General features: G+C 70.1%; 15 protein-coding genes. 4 read left to right on the top strand and 11 right to left on the bottom strand.

All coding sequences use genetic code 11. The features are described from left to right. Positions 1–32 precede the first annotated feature (32 nt). Together H4W80_RS41555 and H4W80_RS41550 are read right to left on the bottom strand one after the other, a co-directional pair. Positions 33–383: a cupin domain-containing protein gene (locus H4W80_RS41555; RefSeq protein WP_192790063.1), complete on the bottom strand. Its 351-nt coding sequence runs from the start codon at positions 381–383 to the stop codon at positions 33–35. Between the two features lie 4 nt (positions 384–387). After that, positions 388–963: an AMIN-like domain-containing (lipo)protein gene (locus tag H4W80_RS41550; RefSeq protein ID WP_192790062.1), complete on the bottom strand. Its 576-nt coding sequence runs from the start codon at positions 961–963 to the stop codon at positions 388–390. 89 nt (positions 964–1,052) lie between these two features. Here H4W80_RS41550 and H4W80_RS41545 point away from each other — a divergent pair, with 89 nt between their 5' ends. Continuing rightward, complete coding sequence (locus H4W80_RS41545; RefSeq protein WP_192790061.1) at positions 1,053–2,969, top strand: hypothetical protein; 1,917 nt, start codon at positions 1,053–1,055, stop codon at positions 2,967–2,969. A 51-nt stretch (positions 2,970–3,020) separates the two neighbouring features. Here the strand turns inward: H4W80_RS41545 and H4W80_RS41540 are convergent, their stop codons facing one another. Then, the gene (locus tag H4W80_RS41540; protein WP_225963934.1) at positions 3,021–4,427 is read right to left on the bottom strand and encodes an MFS transporter; all 1,407 of its coding nucleotides are present in this window, start codon (positions 4,425–4,427) and stop codon (positions 3,021–3,023) included. An 87-nt stretch (positions 4,428–4,514) separates the two neighbouring features. On the opposite strand from H4W80_RS41540, the gene H4W80_RS41535 reads away from it, so the two are divergent. Continuing rightward, positions 4,515–4,901, top strand: coding sequence for a MarR family winged helix-turn-helix transcriptional regulator (locus tag H4W80_RS41535; protein WP_192790059.1), 387 nt, complete (start codon positions 4,515–4,517; stop codon positions 4,899–4,901). Between the two features lie 267 nt (positions 4,902–5,168). Here H4W80_RS41535 and H4W80_RS41530 read toward each other — a convergent pair whose 3' ends face one another. The 6 genes from H4W80_RS41530 to H4W80_RS41505 all read right to left on the bottom strand — a co-directional run bounded on the left by H4W80_RS41530 (position 5,169) and on the right by H4W80_RS41505 (position 12,005). Next, positions 5,169–6,449, bottom strand: a complete 1,281-nt coding sequence (locus H4W80_RS41530; RefSeq protein WP_192790058.1) for a thymidine phosphorylase — start codon at positions 6,447–6,449, stop codon at positions 5,169–5,171. Next, positions 6,450–6,848 (bottom strand): cytidine deaminase, encoded by a 399-nt coding sequence (locus H4W80_RS41525; protein WP_192790057.1) that lies wholly within the window; start codon positions 6,846–6,848, stop codon positions 6,450–6,452. It abuts the gene before it with no gap. After that, positions 6,845–8,125: an ABC transporter permease gene (locus H4W80_RS41520; protein WP_192790056.1), complete on the bottom strand. Its 1,281-nt coding sequence runs from the start codon at positions 8,123–8,125 to the stop codon at positions 6,845–6,847. The genes H4W80_RS41525 and H4W80_RS41520 overlap by 4 nt, the downstream gene beginning before the upstream one ends. Further along, positions 8,122–9,264, bottom strand: coding sequence for an ABC transporter permease (locus tag H4W80_RS41515; RefSeq protein ID WP_192790055.1), 1,143 nt, complete (start codon positions 9,262–9,264; stop codon positions 8,122–8,124). The genes H4W80_RS41520 and H4W80_RS41515 overlap by 4 nt, the downstream gene beginning before the upstream one ends. Continuing rightward, positions 9,264–10,850: an ABC transporter ATP-binding protein gene (locus H4W80_RS41510; RefSeq protein WP_192790054.1), complete on the bottom strand. Its 1,587-nt coding sequence runs from the start codon at positions 10,848–10,850 to the stop codon at positions 9,264–9,266. Before H4W80_RS41510 ends, H4W80_RS41515 begins: the two co-directional genes overlap by 1 nt. Before the next feature lie 84 nt (positions 10,851–10,934). Further along, positions 10,935–12,005: a BMP family lipoprotein gene (locus H4W80_RS41505; protein ID WP_192790053.1), complete on the bottom strand. Its 1,071-nt coding sequence runs from the start codon at positions 12,003–12,005 to the stop codon at positions 10,935–10,937. 290 nt (positions 12,006–12,295) lie between these two features. Between H4W80_RS41505 and H4W80_RS41500 the strand changes: the two genes are divergently transcribed. Then, positions 12,296–14,179 (top strand): Xaa-Pro dipeptidyl-peptidase, encoded by a 1,884-nt coding sequence (locus H4W80_RS41500; RefSeq protein WP_192790052.1) that lies wholly within the window; start codon positions 12,296–12,298, stop codon positions 14,177–14,179. Here H4W80_RS41500 and H4W80_RS41495 read toward each other — a convergent pair whose 3' ends face one another. Then, positions 14,180–15,406 (bottom strand): M20 family metallopeptidase, encoded by a 1,227-nt coding sequence (locus tag H4W80_RS41495; protein ID WP_192790051.1) that lies wholly within the window; start codon positions 15,404–15,406, stop codon positions 14,180–14,182. It abuts the gene before it with no gap. A gap of 492 nt (positions 15,407–15,898) precedes the next feature. On the opposite strand from H4W80_RS41495, the gene H4W80_RS41490 reads away from it, so the two are divergent. Further along, complete coding sequence (locus H4W80_RS41490; RefSeq protein ID WP_192790050.1) at positions 15,899–17,290, top strand: peptide ligase PGM1-related protein; 1,392 nt, start codon at positions 15,899–15,901, stop codon at positions 17,288–17,290. On the opposite strand, the gene H4W80_RS41485 is transcribed toward H4W80_RS41490, so the two are convergent. Beyond that, entirely contained in the window at positions 17,262–17,495 is a 234-nt protein-coding gene (locus tag H4W80_RS41485; protein ID WP_192790049.1) for an SCO4848 family membrane protein, read from the bottom strand. The two genes, H4W80_RS41490 and H4W80_RS41485, sit on opposite strands and share 29 nt — an antisense overlap. Positions 17,496–17,543 lie beyond the last annotated feature (48 nt).

Raw genomic sequence — 17,543 nt, 5'->3', positions numbered from 1 at the left:
CTGGCCATGATAGGGCGTCCTTCGCGTACGGCTCAGTCACGCCCTGCGCTCTCGGCGGAGAAGGCCGGCAGGCACACCGCGATGTACTCGGCACCCTCCGGACCTGCGCTGTAACGGACCTTCTCCCCCGGCATGGTCACCACCGACTGCCCGGCCGCGACCTCCGTCGTGCCCTCGGCGTGCTCCACCATCACCAGGCCGCGCAGCACCACCGTGTACTCGGCGAACTGCGGCCGCTGAGGCGGCTCGTCCCAGCCGGGCGGGGCGGTCATGTGCGCTATGGAGATCCCGTCGTCGCCGCTGCTGACGCGGCCGATGTGCTCGTCGATGAGCTTGCCGCCCGGTACGGGTATGCGGGCCGGGCCCTCGATCTTTCTCACCACGACGTCAGTGTGCCACGTCGATGATCAGGCGGCTGGGACCGCCCTGCTCCTTGACCCGGAACGCGGCCTTCCTGGCCAGCACCAGGCCGATGCCGACGCGTCCCTCGAAGTCGCCGGTCCTGACGACGTCGGTGAGGCTGAGCAGGCCGGTGGAGAAGACGGGACCGCCGCTCCAGGTGAGCCTGCCCTTCGCGTCGTGGGCGTTCGCCGGCATGAGCGTGACCTGCAGGTACGCGCCGCCGCTGACGTCCATGGGCTTGCCCGAGCCGTCCTCGACGAATTGGTCCACCCACTCGACGTCGTAGCCGGGGACCTTGCCCTTGAGGTCGATGACCAGGCGGTCGTACGTGCCGTGACCGGCGAACCGCACGCCCGTGACGACGGCGGGCTCGATCCCGTCGCGCCGCACGTCCACCTCGGCGGTGCTCGTCGGCGCGCCGGGCTCCGGCCGGTCCGTCCGGGTGGCGGCGGGCTGCTGCGGCAGGGCGGTCTGAACGGTCTGACCGCAGGCGGCGAGCAGGGCCAGGCAGGCGAGCGAGGCGAGAACCCGGGAGCCCGCTCGCGGGGATGACGGGCGCATACCTCCAAGATGCCCGGCCCGCCGGTCCCGCATGCGACCGGGCTTCCGCCCTGCCCAGTACCCTGATCACCCCACGAGGAGTTATATACGTGAAAAAGTCTGGCGATTTATCGATCTTTCTGGCCAACTACTCGCCGTCGTTCGCGCGGACCGCGTACCTGCTGACGGGTGACGCGGACCGGGCCCGCGAGCTGGCGGTCGAGGCGCTGGTCACGGCCTGCCGCCGCTGGTCCACCATCCGCTGGGGCCAGCCGGCCGTGACGGTGCTGCGGGAGCTGTACGCGCGCTTCCTGGCCGCCGCGCCGCCGCCCGCACCCGAGGGGCACGCGCTGGCCACGCTGCCGCCCACGGGGCGAGCCGTGCTCGTGGCGCGCTACCACGACGCGCTGCCGCCGGAGCAGGTCGCCATGGTGACGGGCCTGTGGACCGCCGCCCTGGACGAGGAGGCGCACCAGGCCCTGGTTCTCCTCCGGGCCGCGCACCCCGAGCTCTTCACCCGGAACGAAACGCCGGACCCGCCCGACGCCCCGCGCCCGGAGCCGGACGACACCCCGTCCCAGGTGCCGGGCGACGCCCCGTCCCAGATGCCGGGCGACACCCCGTCCCCGGAGCGAGGCGACGCCCCGCCTCCGGAGCCGAGTGCTGCCCCGCCTCCCGAGCCGGAGGGCGACGCGCCTCCGAAGCCAGAGGGCGACGCACCTCCGAAGCCAGAGGGCGACGCATCTCCGAAGCCGGAAGGTGACGCACCTCCGAAGCCGGAGGGTGACGTGCGGGAGGCGGCGGACCAGGCGCCGTGGGTCGCCCCGGAGGATCCGCCGGCCGCCGCTCAGGAGCCGGAGCCCGCCCTGTGGACGATCCCCACCCAGGGATCGGACGCCGACGAGCCCGGCCTGCGTGCCGCCCTGGTCCGCATCGCGGCCGGCATGCCCCACACCAACCTCTCCGAGCCCGTCCTGACCCGAATCGGCAGGCGGCGCAGGACCCGCGTCACCCTGTGGGCGGCCGCGTCGGCGGGGGCCGTCGGCGCGTTCGCGGCCCTGGTCGTGATCGCGGTGAGCACCCTGGCGGGCAACCTGGAGAGGGCGGCCGATGACAGCGGCACCACCCGCACGCCACCGGACGAGGTCCCCATGGCGATACCGGACAAGCTGGACGACCCCATCCGGTACGCGTACACGGGCTACTGCGAGGGCGCCGCCTCCGACTCCGGCGACCCGAAACCCTGCGGCCAGTGGCGGCTGACGGCCCTGTCGGGCAAGGAGTGGCGGCTGCACACCGCGCGGGCCGGCTACGACGAGGAAACGCTCATCGCCCTGCCCCTCGCCATCAGCCAGGACGGCCACCGCCTGGCCTACCGGCACCGCGACGGCTCGTACGTCGTGCACGACCTGCCGACGGGCGTCGTCAAGAAGATCGACATCGAGCACGAGGAGACGCTCCCGCACCTCACCTCCTCGCCCAGCGGCCGGTACTTCGCCCTCGACTTCGGCGCCGCCGACGGCGCGATGCTCGACTTCGACACCGGCGCGACCCAGCACGTCAGCGGAACCAAGCTCAAGATCCTGGCCGTGGGGAACGACGGCACGCGGGTGGTCAGCGACGAGGTGGACGTGAACAACGTACCGGGCCACGCGTCGGTCGCCACCCTCACACTCCAGGGCGCGAAGGGCCGCACGCGCGGCTACCGCGTCGACCCCGGCCTCCTCGAGTACGGCGCCGCCCTCTCCCCGGACGGCCGCACGCTCGCCCTGGTGTCGGCCGACGAGCGGCTCGTCACCATGAACGCCCGCACCGGCCGCGTCTCCGGCTCCCGCACGGCGCTCGACGACTACGGGGTGATCGCGGTCGAGCGCTGGCTCAGCGCCGACGAGGTCCTCGTACGCCAGCCCGACGAGGACGACGAGGACGCCTACCTGACCAAGGTCGACGTCCGGTCGGGAAAGAGCGAGGAGTACGGCGGCGAGGAGTGGACCGGCTACGACTCCCCGCTCGGCGCCCTGAGATGACGAGAAGGGCCCCGCCGGGACGACGGAGCCCTTCTGCGACGACGCCGCCGGTCAGACCGTCTCGTAGACCTTGACGCTCTCGCTCTCGACGGCCTGGGCCTTGCGGGCGCGCAGCCCGGTCGCCGAGATCGCCAGCCCGACCAGGGCCAGCACCAGCGAGACCACGATCGCCGAGCGCAGCGAGCCGATCGAGAGCGTCTCGCCGCCGCCCGCGGTGAGCACGGCGGTGACCACGGCCAGCACGATCGCGCCGCCCACCTGGCCGGAGGTGTTGAGCAGCCCGGAGGCCAGCCCTTGCTCGTCGTCGTCCACGCCGGTGGTGGCCTGGATGTTCAGGGAGGGGAACGACAGCGCGAACGCGATGCCCATCAGGATCATGCCCGGGATCACCATGCCGCCCAGGCTGGGGGTGCGGTCGATGCCGAGGAACATCGCGTACCCGCCGGCCAGCGCGGCGGAGCCGATGACGATCAGCTTGCCGGTGCCGAACCTGTCGGCGAAGTCGCCCATCTTGGTCGAGGTGAGCGCGACCAGCAGGCCGGCGGGCAGGAACGCCAGGGCGGTGCCGAGGGCCGACCAGCCGAGGAGATTCTGGAAGTACTGCATCGCCACGAACTGGAAGGCCACGTACGAGCCCATGAGGATGAGCAGCCCCAGGTTGGCGCGGACGATGTGGCCGGAGCGCAGGATGCCGAGGCGCACCAGCGGGTGCTTCATCCGCCGCTCGGTGAAGACGAACAGGCCGATCAACACGGCCACCGCCACCAGCGAGCCGATGGTCTGCAGCGAGGTCCAGCCGGCCTCGGGCGCCTGCACGACCGTGAACACCAGCAGCAGCATGGAGGCGGTGATCAGCACGGCGCCGATCAGGTCGTGACCGCCTTCGGCCCGCTCGTCACGGCCGCGCAGCACCCGCGGCGCGACCAGCAGCGCGAGCAGTGCCACGGGAACCGGCATCAGCAGCGTCCAGCGCCAGCCGATCTCGGTGAGCAGGCCGGACAGCACGAGGCCCAGCGAGTAGCCGCTGGCGCCGGAGGCGGTGAAGATGCTCAACGCCTTGTTGCGCTCCGGCCCCTCGGGAAAAGTCGTCGTGATGATCGACAAAGCCGCGGGTGCGGTGAACGCGGCGGCCACACCCTTGACGAACCGGGCCGCGATCAGCAACCCGCCGTCGTCCACAATGCCACCGAGCAACGACGCCACGGCGAAGACACCCAGAGCGACCAGGAACACCCTGCGCCGCCCGAGCAGGTCGGCGGTCCTGCCCCCGAGCAAAAGAAGACCGCCGTAGCCGAGCACGTAGCCGCTGACCACCCACTGCAGAGATGAGGTACTCAGGCCCAGGTCGTGCTGAATGGCGGGCAGGGCGACACCGACCATCGAGACGTCAAGGGCGTCAAGGAAGATCACTGCGCAGAGCACGGCGAGCGCGCCCCAACGGGATGAGGAAGAGGACATGGAAGAGAACGATACATGCAGGCGCATCTAATGCAAACGCATTTAATGCCGTTGCATAAGTTTTAGCGAAGTGGTAACCTCCGCGACATGGACGAGGAGTTCGTGGTCGACACCTGGCATTACGTCCTGGCGAAGCACGCCAAGGCCATGTGCGCCCTGGAGCGCGAGCTGGGGGATCGACATGGGCTGGGGCCCAGCGAGTTCGAGGTGCTCGACCGGATCGTCCATCATGATCGGAAGCTGCGCATCCAGGAGCTCTGCGACGAGGTCCACCTGAGCCAGAGCGCCCTGTCCCGGGTGGTGGCCCGCCTGGAGAAGGCCGCGCTCGTCTCACGCGGGGTCTGCGACGCGGACCGGCGCGGCGTGTTCGTGTGCATCACGGACGCGGGCCGCGCCCGCCACGCCGAGGCCCTCCCCACCCAGCGCGCCGTCCTCTCGGAAATCTTCTCCGACGCCCCGGCCCTGGCCCGCTGACACCCGCCCGAGGCCCTGAGCACCCCTGCGCCCTTCCCCGGCCCGCGACGACCCCGCCGACCGCGGCCGACGTCCTTCGGGTGCCGCGCGAGAAGCCGGGATACGGTACGACGCCCCGTAGCGCCCCGCCCCGAGGGACCCCAGCCCGCGACGGCAAGACAGCCCCGCCGACCGTGGCTGATGTCCCTTGGGAGGGGTTGGATACGCGGCGCGGCACGCTACGGCAAGGCCGCCTCGACGGCGGGGCGTCCTTGGGGGCGGGGCCGGTCAGGGGGCGGTGATGCGGTCGATGACCAGGGGCAGGTGTTCCTCGCCCGCCGAGCCCACCGCGTAGCCGCCCTCCAGCGCCTCCAGCGCGCGCTCGAACCGAGCCGTCTCGTCCGCGTGCAGCGTCATCAGCGGCTGCCCCGCCCGCACCAGGTCTCCGGGCTTGGCGTGCAGGGTGATCCCGGCCCCGAACGACACCGGGTCCTCCTTACGCGCCCGTCCGGCGCCCAGGCGCCAGGCGGCCAGGCCCACGGCGTACGCGTCCAGCCGGGTCACCACCCCAGACGCGGGCGCCTCCACGGTCAGGGTCTCCGCCGCCCGGGGCAGCAGCGCGTCCGGGTCGCCGCCCTGCGCCGCGATCATCCGCCGCCACGCGTCCATGGCCGACCCGTCGGCGAGGGCCTTGGCGGGGTCCTTTCCGGACGGCACCCCGGCCGCCTCCAGCATCTCGCGCGCCAGCCGTACCGTCAGCTCCACCACGTCGGCGGGCCCGCCGCCGGCGAGCACCTCGACCGACTCCGCGACCTCCAGCGCGTTCCCTACGGCCAGGCCCAGCGGCCGGTCCATCGCGGTCAGCAGGGCCACGGTGCGCACCCCGGCGTCCGTGCCCAGGGCCACCATGGTCTCGGCCAGTTCGCGAGCCGCCGAAGGGGTCTTCATGAACGCGCCCGAGCCCACCTTCACGTCGAGGACCAGCGAGCCGGTACCCTCGGCGATCTTCTTGGACATGATCGACGAGGCGATCAGCGGGATCGACTCGACGGTGCCGGTGACGTCGCGCAGCGCGTACAGCTTCTTGTCGGCGGGTGCCAACCCCGACCCGGCCGCGCACACGACCGCGCCCGCCGAGCGCAGGACCTGCAGCATCTCGCCGTTGGAGAGCGAGGCCCGCCAGCCGGGGATCGACTCGAGCTTGTCGAGCGTGCCACCGGTGTGCCCGAGCCCGCGACCAGAGAGCTGCGGTACGTACGCCCCGCACGCCGCCACCAGGGGCGCCAGCGGCAGCGTGATCTTGTCGCCGACGCCGCCGGTCGAGTGCTTGTCGGCGGTGGGCCGGTCGAGCGCGGACCAGTCCATGCGCTCGCCCGAGCGGATCATGGCCTGGGTCCAGTCGGCGATCTCCCGGCGGTCCATGCCGTTCAGCAGGATGGCCATGGCCAGCGCCGACATCTGCTCGTCGGCCACGACGCCGCGCGTGTAGGAGTCGATCACCCAGTCGATCTGGGCCGTGGTCAGCTCGCCGCCGTCACGCTTGGCGCGGATGACCTCGATCGCGTCCATTCAGGCGCTCCGGCTGAGGTCCTGGGGGCCGAACGCGTACGGCAGGATCTCCGCCATCCGCTTCGGCCCGTCCACGGTCTCGACCAGCAGGTCCTCGCCACCGAACTCGTACAGCAGCTGGCGGCAGCGCCCGCACGGCATCAGCAGCTCACCGTGCCCGTCCACGCAGGTGAAGGCCACCAGCCGGCCGCCGCCCGTCGCCTGCAGCGCCGACACCAGGCCGCACTCTGCGCACAGGCCCAGGCCGTAGGAGGCGTTCTCGACGTTGCAGCCCGTGACGACCCGCCCGTCGTCCACCAGCGCCGCCGCGCCCACGGGGAACTTCGAGTACGGCGCGTACGCGTTGTGCATGGCCTGCGTGGCCTCGAAACGCAGGCCGTCCCAGTTGATGGTGCTCAATGTTGTTCTCCCCGGCGGTAGCGCACGCCGTCGGCCTTGGGCATTCGCAGCCGCTGCGAAGCCACCAGGAGCACGAGCAGCGTGAGCACGTGTGGTGTCATGTAGACGAACTCGTTCGGCAACTGGTCGACGGTCAGCCAGAGCCAGAAGAGCACGATCATGCCCGCGGCGGCGACCGCCATCAGCGTATATTCCCTGACGCCCCTGGCCGCGAGCTCGGCGGGCCGGCCGGGCGACAACATCCGGCGGACCTTCATGACCAGGTAGATGAGCAGCAGCACGGCGGCGAACAGGAAGAACGAGGTGATGGCCCCGGTGCTGCGCAGCTGGAGCCCGCTGGCGTAGCCGAACAGCGAGGAGCCGATGGCGAGCCCGCCCGGACGCCAGTTGCCGAAGATCATGGCCGCCAGGCCGATGAAGCCGCGCCCCTGCGTCTGGCCCTCGACGTACTTGTTGGAGACGAAGACCAGGAACACGCCGCCGAGCCCGGCGAACGCGCCGGACATGACGACCGCGAGGTACTTGATCCGGTAGACGTTCACGCCCAGCGACTCGGCCGCCCACGGGTTCTCGCCCGCCGAGCGCAGGCGCAGCCCGAACGCGGTGTGCCAGAGCACGAAGAAGGTCACGGGCAGCAGCAGGACCGCCAGGACGACCAGCACGTTCACGTCGTGCGTGAGCCCGCGCAGGATGCCCGCCAGGTCCGAGAGGAGGAACCAGTGGGTCCCTTCCAGCCTGCCCAGGAGGTCCGGCCCGTCGGAGAGCAGTGGCAGGCTGACCGACGGCGCCGGCGAGGTGATCGCGGGCGAGCCGGTGAAGCCCGCGCCGGCGTCCGCCGCGGCGGTGCCGTCCTTGTAGAACACTTCCGACAGGAAGCGGGTGACGCCGGGGCCGAGCAGGTTGATCGCGACGCCGCTGACGATGTGGTCGACGCCGAACGTCACGGTCGCGACGGCGTGGAGGAGGCCGCCGAGCGCGCCGCCGAGCAGCCCGGCCAGCAGCGCGGCCCAGGCGCCCCACTGGTAGCCGGCCCAGCCGGCGAACCAGGTGCCGAGCACCATCATGCCTTCGAGGCCGATGTTGACCACGCCGGCCCGCTCGGCCCACAGGCCGCCGAGACCGGCCAGGCCGATCGGCACCGCGAGCAGCAGGGCCGCGGCGAACGTGCCGGACGAGGTGATGTCGTTCTGGCCGGACGCGACGCGTACCAGCGACATCAGCAGGATGAGCGCGGCGACTCCGACGAGCGTCAGGTGGTACTTGCTTAGCCTGGTCATGCTGCCACCTCAACCGGGGTCTTGCTGCTGAGCTGCTGGGCGGCCCGGCGCTCCTCGAGTCTGAGCGCGAGCCGGTTCGTCACCTCGTTGGCCACGACGACCAGCAGGACGGTGACGCCCTGGATGATCGTGATGACGGACGGCGGGACGTTCGCGATCTGCAGCGGGCCCTGCGCCCGGTCGAGGAAGGCGAACAGCAGCGCGGCGACCGCGATGCCGACGGGCTTGTTCCTGCCGAGCAGCGCCACCGCGATGCCGAGGAAGCCCAGGCCGGGGGTGAAGTTGGAGTTGAAGGCGCCCTTGTCGCCGAGGAGCTCGGGCAGGCCGATGAGCCCGGCGATCGCGCCGGACAGCACCATCGCCGCGATGACCATCGTCTTGGGGTTCACGCCGGAGGCGAGCGCGGCCGGGCCGTTGAGGCCGCTGGCCTTGACGCTGAAGCCGAACCGGGTCCGCTCCAGCAGCACCCAGATCACCACGCCGAGCACGATCGCCACGATCAGGAAGCCCCACAGGCCGCCGCCGCGCGTGGGCGGGAGCAGGCCGAACCCGTCGAACAGGAAGTTCAGGTTGGGGAACATCGCCGACTCGGGCAGCTGCGGCGTGGTCGTGGTGAGCTGGCCCGCGGCGCGCTGGCCCGCGAAGGGGCCGCGGACGAGGTAGGCGGCCAGGTTGATCGCGACGTAGTTCAGCATGATCGTGGCGATGACCTCGTTCACGCCCCTGGTCACCTTCATGACCGCGGGGATCAGCGCGTAGAGGCCGCCGACGGCCGCGGCGACCACGATGATCACCGCGATCTGGATCGGCGCGGGCGCCTCGAACGTCGAGCCCACGAACGCCGCGACGATGGCCGCGAGCCGGTACTGGCCCTCCACGCCGATGTTGAAGAGGTTCATGCGGAAGCCGACGGCCACCGCGAGACCGGCGATGAACAGGGGCACGGCCCGGTTGAGGAAGGCCGCGATGCCGTTGGAGACGGCCCGCGGCGTCGCGCCGAAGTCGAAGAAGGCGGCGAACGCGTCGAGCGGGCTGGCGCCCGCCGCGATGATCGCCACGCTGGAGATCGCGATCGCGAGGACGATGGCGACGACGGCGCCCGCCACGGTGAGCAGCGCCCGGTTGAGCCCGGCGGGCATCACGTCTCCTCAGTGCCGGCGATGGCGCCGGTCATGTAGCCGCCCAGCCGCTCGGGCGTGATGTCGGAAGGGTCGAGCGTGGCCACGAGCCGCCCGCGGTAGATCACCCTGAGCGTGTCGGACAGGCCGATCAGCTCGTCGAGGTCGGCGGAGATGAGCAACACGGCCAGCCCGGCGGCCCTGGCATCGCGCAGGTGGTCCCAGATGGCGGCCTGCGCGCCGACGTCCACGCCTCTGGTCGGGTGGGCGGCGATGAGGAACCTCGGCTCGCCGCTCATCTCGCGGCCCACGATCAGCTTCTGCTGGTTGCCGCCCGACAGGGCCAGGGCCAGCGTGTCGACGCCGGGCGTGCGTACGTCGTAGTCCTTGACGATGCGCTCGGTGTCGGCCTTCGAGGCCCGCCGGTTGATCCAGATGCCGCTGCGCGCGGGCTTCCTGGTCTGGTGGCCGAGCACGCGGTTCTCCCACAGCGAGGCCTCCAGCAGCAGGCCCTGCCGGTGCCGGTCCTCCGGGATGTAGCCGATGCCGGACTCTCTGCGCTTGAGCGTGGACCATTGGCTGATGTCCTGGCCGTCCAGCTCGATGCTGCCGTGCGCGGGCCGGATGCCCATGATCGCCTCGATCAGCTCGGACTGGCCGTTGCCCTCGACCCCGGCGATGCCGAGGATCTCGCCCCGGTGGATCTCGAACGACACGTCGTCGAGGAGCAGCCGTTTGCCTTCTTCGCGCAGCTTGGCCGGGTCGGCGGCGGCGTGGTAGCCCTCGGCCTCCATGGTGACCTGGGCGACCCGCAGCGCCACGACGTCGGTCACCGTGGACTCGCGGGTCTCGGGCGTGGGCAGCTCGCTGCCGACCATCAGCTCGGCGAGCTGGCGCGCCGTGACGTCGCCGGGGTCCACGCTCGCGACCGTGGTGCCGCGCCGGATCACGGTGATCGCGTCGGCGATGCCGAGCACCTCGTCGAGCTTGTGGGAGATGAAGATGACGGTCAGACCGTCGGCCTTGAGCTCGCGCAGGTTCTGGAAGAGCTCCTCGACCTCCTGCGGCACGAGCACGGCCGTCGGCTCGTCGAGGATGAGGATGCGCGCGCCTCGGTAGAGGACCTTGAGGATCTCGACGCGCTGGCGGTCGCCGACGCCGAGGTCCTCCACGAGCTTGTCGGGGTCGACCCGCAGGCCGTGGCTGTCGGCCAGCTCGGTGATGCGTTTCCGGGCGGAGGCCGTGTCGAGCATGCCGATCTTCTTCGGCTCGGCGCCGAGGATGATGTTCTCGAGCACGGTGAGGTTGTCGGCCAGCATGAAGTGCTGGTGGACCATGCCGATGCCGACGTCGATGGCGTCGCTCGGCGTACGGAAACTGACCTCGGCGCCGTTGATCCTGATGGTGCCCTCGTCCGGCTTCTGCATGCCGTAAAGGATCTTCATCAGCGTTGACTTGCCCGCGCCGTTCTCCCCGACGATGGCGTGCACCGTCCCTGGTTCGACGGTGATGCGGATGTCATGGTTCGCGACGACACCGGGGAAACGCTTGGTGATGCCCTCCAGCTCTACAGCGGGTTTCGCCGTGGCCAGGGTGTCAGCACTCATTTCGCCTCTCCTAGCGGGGGGCGGGGGATAGACAGAAGGCCCGAAGTGGGGACTCCGGGCCCTCAGCTGTCACTCCTACCCCGATTACGGCTTCGACGGAACCGTGATTTTGCCGTCGACGATGTCCTTCTTGGCCGCGTCGAGCTTGTCCTTGATGTCGTCGATCTCGCCGCCGGTGGTGGACAGGCCCACGCCGTCGACCTTGAGGTCGTACGTGATGTTGGAGCCGCCCTTGGCGCCGCCCTGGAAGGCCTTGATGAACTCGAACACGCCGACGTCGACGCGCTTGAGCATCGAGGTCATGATGACGCCCTGCAGGTCGGTCTCCTTGACCGTCTGGCGCTGGTCGGAGTCGACGCCGATGGCCTTCTTCTTGGCCGCGGCAGCCGCCTGGAACACGCCCAGGCCGGAGTCGCCGGAGGCGTGGTAGACGATGTCGGCGCCGTCCTGGTACATCTTCTCGGCCGCGACCTTGCCCTTGTCGGGGGCCTTGAAGCCGGTGAAGTCACCGTCGGGGGTGAGGTACTTGATGTCGATCTTGGCGTCCGGCTTGACCGACTTCACGCCGGCCACGAAGCCCGCCTCGAACTTCTTGATCAGGTCGTTCTCGACGCCGCCGACGAAGCCCACGTGGTTGGACTTGGACTTGGTGGCCGCCGCGACGCCCGCCAGGTAGGAGCCCTGCTCCTCGGCGAACAGCAGGCCGGTCACGTTGGGCCCGTTGGAGGCGGAGTCGACCACCGCGAACTGGATGTCGGGATACTCGGCCGCCGTCTTCTTGATGTCGTCGCCGTACGCGAAGCCGACGCCGATGATCGGGTTGTAACCCGCGTCGGCGAGCTGGCGCAGCAGGTCGCCACGGTTGGAGCCGTCGGCCGCCGGGCTCAGCTCCTTGATGTCGGCGCTGAGGTCCGTCTTGGCCTTCTCCAGACCGGCGTAGGCCGCGTCGTTGAAGGACTTGTCGCCCCGGCCGCCGACGTCGAACGCCAGTCCGACCTTGAGCGCGCCCTTGGACGCCTCACTGCTCGCGCCGGCGCTGCTCGGCGCCTCGCTGGCCGTGGTGCCCCCGCCACCGCCGCCACAGGCGGCAACTGCCATGAGCATGACCCCGGCTACCGAGCCGATCGCCATCCTGTTGAATCGCTTGCCGAGCAAGGCGACTCCCTTCCCTTTCCCCGTCGTCTTCGCCGCTGTCGATACTTCATCGCACGCGCGAAGCACGTACGGCACCTGCACGGAAGATAGTTGCTTGACCAGGGCGAACCAAACCAGCGCACAGGGTCGCAACCGCTCCGTTATCGACATCACTCGCGTCCGTGACCTGAAGGACGAATCGGGAGCAATCCACGATACACGGAAGGTTTTGCCCAACTTTGACCCCTTGTGCCGGCGCGGATCATGACGGAGATTCCGACAGACGGTGGAAACCTGATCCCGGAGCCCATATGCATCCTTGGAAGGCCCTGACCGTGCTGCTGGCCGCACTGCTCGTGGTGGCCCTGAGTGGAACCACGCCCGCGACGGCCGACGCGCCGGCCATCAAGATCGAGAACAACGCCACCCAGCCCGTCTTCTCCCGCGCGGACGCCGTCAAACAGACGGTGTTCGTCGAGGTCGAGGGCACCGACAGCGACAACGACGGCAAGCCCGACCGGGTCGCCGTCGACATCCTGCGCCCCAAGGAGACCGACCAGGGGCTGAAGGTCCCGGTCATCATGGAGGCCAGCCCGTACTACGCCGGCGGCAACGACGTCCCCAACCACCCCGTGGACGTGGACGCGAACGGCATCCCGCTGCCCGCCCTCGCCGACGCCAGGAACAAGCTGGCCGCCGAGCCCTTCGACAGCTACTACGACAACTACTTCCTGCCCCGCGGGTACGCCATCGCGCTGGTGGAGAACCTCGGCAGCGGCCGCGCCACCGGCTGCCCCACCTCCGGCGACCGCAACGAGACGGCCGGCCCGAAGGCCGCGATCGACTGGCTGAACGGCCGCGCCAAGGGCTTCGACGCCGGCGGCAACCCGGTCGAGGCCACCTGGTCGACCGGCAAGGTCGGCATGATCGGCGTCTCCTACAACGGCACGCTGCCCAACGCGGTCGCCACGACCGGCGTCGAGGGACTCAAGACGATCGTGCCGATCGCCTCGATCTCCAGCTGGTACGACTACTACCGCGCCAACGGCGGCGTGCTCGCACCCGGCGGCTTCCAGGGCGAGGACCTCGACGTGCTCGCCAAGTACGTGCTGACCAGGCAGGACGGCCAGGCCGCCTGCGGTGCCCTGGTCGACGGGATCACCACGGCCCAGGACCGGATCACCGGCGACTACAGCGCGATGTGGGACGCCCGCAACTACCTGAACGACGTCGGCAAGGTCAAGGCCAGCGTCTTCCTGGTGCACGGGCTCAACGACTGGAACGTCAAGACCAAGCAGTTCGCCCAGTGGTGGTACGCCCTGGCCAAGCGGCACGTGCCGCGCAAGATCTGGCTGCACCAGGGCACCCACATGAACCCCTTCAACCTGCGCACGGCCGAGTGGCTGCGCCAGCTGCACGGCTGGTTCGACTACTGGCTGTACGGGATCGACTCGGGCATCATGCGCGAGCCGCAGGCCGACGTGGAGATCGCGCCCGGCCAGTGGGGCCGGCACGCCTCATGGCCGCTGCCCGGCGCGGCCACGGTGCCGCTCTGGCTGGGCTCGGGCTCGAAGCTGGGCCTGCTCCCCAGCCCGCGCTCGGCCAGGGAGTCGTTCACGGACCAGAAGACCAGGACGGCCGAGCAGCTGGTGGAGGCCACGGGCTCGGATCCGAACCGGCTGGCGTACGTGACCGGCGACCTGCCCGCCGACGTGCGGATCTCCGGCACCCCGACGGTGTCGGTGCGGGCCTCGCTGAAGGACGGCGCCTCGCCGTACCTGACGGCCCTGCTGGTGGACTACGGCACGGACGTCCGCGCCAACGGCTCCCTGGTCTCGACCGGCCAGTCCTACTGCTACGGCGAGGGCGTCCCGGGTGACACGGGCTGCACGACCCTCAGGACGCTCGGCACCGCCGCCACCCCGTACAAGATCGTCACCAGGGGCTGGCTGGACGTCCGCAACCGGCACCGCGCGGACCGGACCGAGGCCCTGCGGCCGGGCAAGGAGTACACCTTCACGTGGGACTTCCAGCCGACGGACTACCTGTTCAAGAAGGGCCACCGGCTGGGCCTCGTGATCATCTCGACCGACTTCGACTACACCCTGCGCTACCCGCCGGGCACGAAGATCACGGTCTCGCCCGGGCAGTCGTCGCTGCGACTGCCCGTGGTCTTCGGCAAGCTGCTGCAGTGACTAGGCCATCGCGGTGCTGGTGACCGTGTCGAGCGGGCCGACCTCCCACAGCGCGGTCAGCGCCGTGGCGGCCATGACGCGCACGCCCATCGCGATCGCCTTCTCGTCGACGTCGAAGGTGCCCTGGTGGATGTCGTACGTCATGCCGTCGGGCGAGCGCGTGCCCAGGCGGGCGAACGCGCCGGGGATCGACTCGAGGTACCACGCGAAGTCCTCGCCGCCGAGTGACTGCTGGGTCGGGACCACCGCGCCCGCGCCCAGCACGCGCTCGGCGGCCTCGGCCAGCATCTCGACGCTGACCTCGTCGTTGACCACCGGCGGCACGCCGCGCGTGTAGTCCATCTCGGCCTCCACGCCGTAGGCGCCGGCCACCGACTCCAGCAGCGACTTGATCAGGTCGGGCGCGGCGTGCCAGGCGGCCTCGTCGAGGCAGCGGACCGTCCCGGCGGCCACGCCGTCGTCGGGGATCGCGTTGGCCGCCGTGCCGGCCTCGACCTTGCCCCAGACCAGGCTCAGCGAGGAGCGCGGGTCGACCCGGCGCGACAGGCCGGCGGGCAGCTCGGTCAGGATCTTGGCCAGGGCGAAGACCAGGTCGGCGGTCAGGTGGGGGCGGGCGGTGTGCCCGCCGGGGCCCGACACCCTGATGACCAGCTTGTCGCAGGCCGAGGTGATCGGGCCGGCCTTCAGCCCGACCTGGCCGACGTCCACGCGCGGGTCGCAGTGGAGTCCGAAGATGCGGTCGACGCCGCTGATGCCGCCCTGGGCCATGACCTCGAGCGCGCCGCCGGGCAGCTCCTCGGCGGGCTGGAAGATCAGGCGCACCCGGCCGGGCAGCAGGCCGGCGGCGGCCTGCTGGGCGAGGAAGAGCGAGGTGCCGAGCAGCACCGTGGTGTGCACGTCATGGCCGCACGCGTGGCAGACACCGGCCACGGTGGAGCGGTAGGGCACGTCCTTCTCGTCCTGCAGCGGCAGCGCGTCGATGTCGGCGCGCAGCGCGACGGTCGGGCCGTCACCGCTGCCGACCTCGCAGATCAGCCCGGTGCCGCGCGGGAGCACCGAGGGGGTCAACCCGGCGGCGGTGAGCCGCTCGGCGATCCGCTGCGTCGTGCGATATTCCGCGAAGGCCAACTCTGGGTGCATGTGGAGGTCGCGGCGGAACGCCACGAGATCCTGCTCGGTCTCCGCCAGGAACGCGTCGAGTTCCCCCCGAAGCTCACGTCCCCGCATATGTCACCGTCCCGTCCATGCCGCGCGCCCGAATATGTCTGACCACCACGGCTCATCCGCTGTGAAAGCTCGTCATCCCGCCGTGGCCCCCCGGTCGAGCGGCCACTCGGCGAATCAAAAAACACACCCTCTGGTCGGGGTGCGCGAGATCGTCAGCGTGAGCTTTGCGTTCGTCGGTCGCGAGCGCCGCTGCAGCCCGGGAGCACAGCGGTCGGCCGTGAGCCCGATGGCGATGCTTCGACTTTATCGCCCTCGCGCGAGTTCGCGGTGACAGATACTCCAAAAGTTCCTGCGAGCATGTCCGTAACCCCAGGTGGTCACGGCGTGTGAACGTTCAGGTGATCCGGAAATGGTCACAACGGATCAGTAGATCATGACCCGATGCTCCCAGTTCAAACGTGGTCGGCGATTACGAATCCTGTCACCTTCTGTCATGGTCATGACACTTCGGCGCTGGCTGCATTTGAGAAGAATGCGTGTTTCACTCGCAATATGATCACTAATATCCCGTTCGGGGAGAAGTATGCTGGGTTGAGCATCTTCAAGCCGAGCGAGGGGACCCTGGTGGTCGTACCCTCGCTCTCCCTTCCGCAGGATGAGCTCCGCCGCATCACGGGGGCCAGATCCTACGAGGAACGGCTGCTGTTCCTGCTGCTCACGCTCCGCGAGCCCGGGGTCAAGGTGGTCTACCTCTCCTCCGCGCCCATCGATCCCGACATCATCGACTACTACTTCGCGTTCCTGCCGGATCCGGATGACGCGGCCAAACGGCTCACGCTGATCAGCCTCGACGATCCTTGGTCTCAGCCGCTGACCAAGGCCCTGCTCGCCCGGCCGGACGCGCTGGAGCAAGTGCGCGCGGCCATCGAGGGCGACGCCTGGCTGGTGCCGTTCGTCCTGAGCGAGCTCGAGGAGGAGCTCGCCTCGTTACTCAACGTCCCCCTCTACGGACCGGCCACCGCCCTGGCCTATTACGGCTCCAAGAGCGGGGCGCGCGAGGTCGGCCACGAGGCGGGCGTGCCGATGCCGCGGGGCTTCGGCGACGTCCGGCACGTGCTGGAGATCGAGGAGGCGATCGAGGCCCTGCCGGGCGAGCGGGTGATGGTCAAGCTGAACGACAGCTACTCCGGGCTCGGCAACGCGATCGTCACCAAGGCCGACAGGTCCCTGACCAGCTTCTCGGCCTCCGGGGAGACCTGGGCCAACTTCACCGCGAAGATCAGGGACCGGGGGGCGGTGGTCGAGGAGTTCATCGAGCATAGGCCGCTGTACTACCCGAGCGCGCTGGCCTGCATCACGCCGGGCGGCACCGCGCAGGTGCTGGCCACGCACGACCAGGTGCTCGGCGGGCCCAACGGCCACGTCTACCAGGGCTGCACGTTCCCCGCGGCGCCCGAGTACCGGGCCGAGGTGGGCGCGTCCGCCGAGCGGATCGCCCAGGTCCTCGCCGATCGGGGCGTGGTGGGGATATTCGGCATGGACTTCTTCGCGCTGAAGGCCGACGCCGGGTACGCGGCGCTGCTGTGCGAGATCAATCTGCGGATCGGCGGCACCACGCATCCGCTCGGCGCCGCCGTGCTGACGACCGGGGCCACGTACGATCCGGCCACCGGCCTCCTCATGTCCGGAAATCAGCCGAAGTTCTACACCGCGACCGACAATTGCTCCTCGTCCTGCCTGCGCGGGCGCAGCCCCGGCGAGGTCGTGCGCATGGCCGACCGGCTCGGAATCGGGTTCGACGCGGAACGGCGTACCGGGAACGTCTTCCACCTGCTCGGGGCCGTCCCCGAGCACGGGAAGCTGGGCTTCACCTCGATCGGCGACTCCCGGGAGGAGGCGGACGAGCTGCACGCCCTCACCCGGCGGCTCCTGTGCGGCCCGTGACCTCCTTCTCGCGACTCCCGCGCAACCCCCGCCAGCCGATGATCCCCAGCACGACGGCGAGGATGATGTTCACCGCGATCAGGATCCCGTGCACCACGTAGAAGCTGGTCGGATGCCCGTCGGCCAAGTTAAACCCGAGGTTCACCCACTCGAAGATCATGAATGCGCCGAGAATGATGAGGAATCCGGCGATCTTTCGTGACATGAGCGCCTCTCTAGTATCGAAGGTGGATCAACGGGGGATGTGTCGCCA

Source organism: Nonomuraea angiospora (genome assembly GCF_014873145.1).
GTDB lineage: Bacteria > Actinomycetota > Actinomycetes > Streptosporangiales > Streptosporangiaceae > Nonomuraea > Nonomuraea angiospora.
This window is presented reverse-complemented; position numbering and strand designations above follow the sequence as displayed.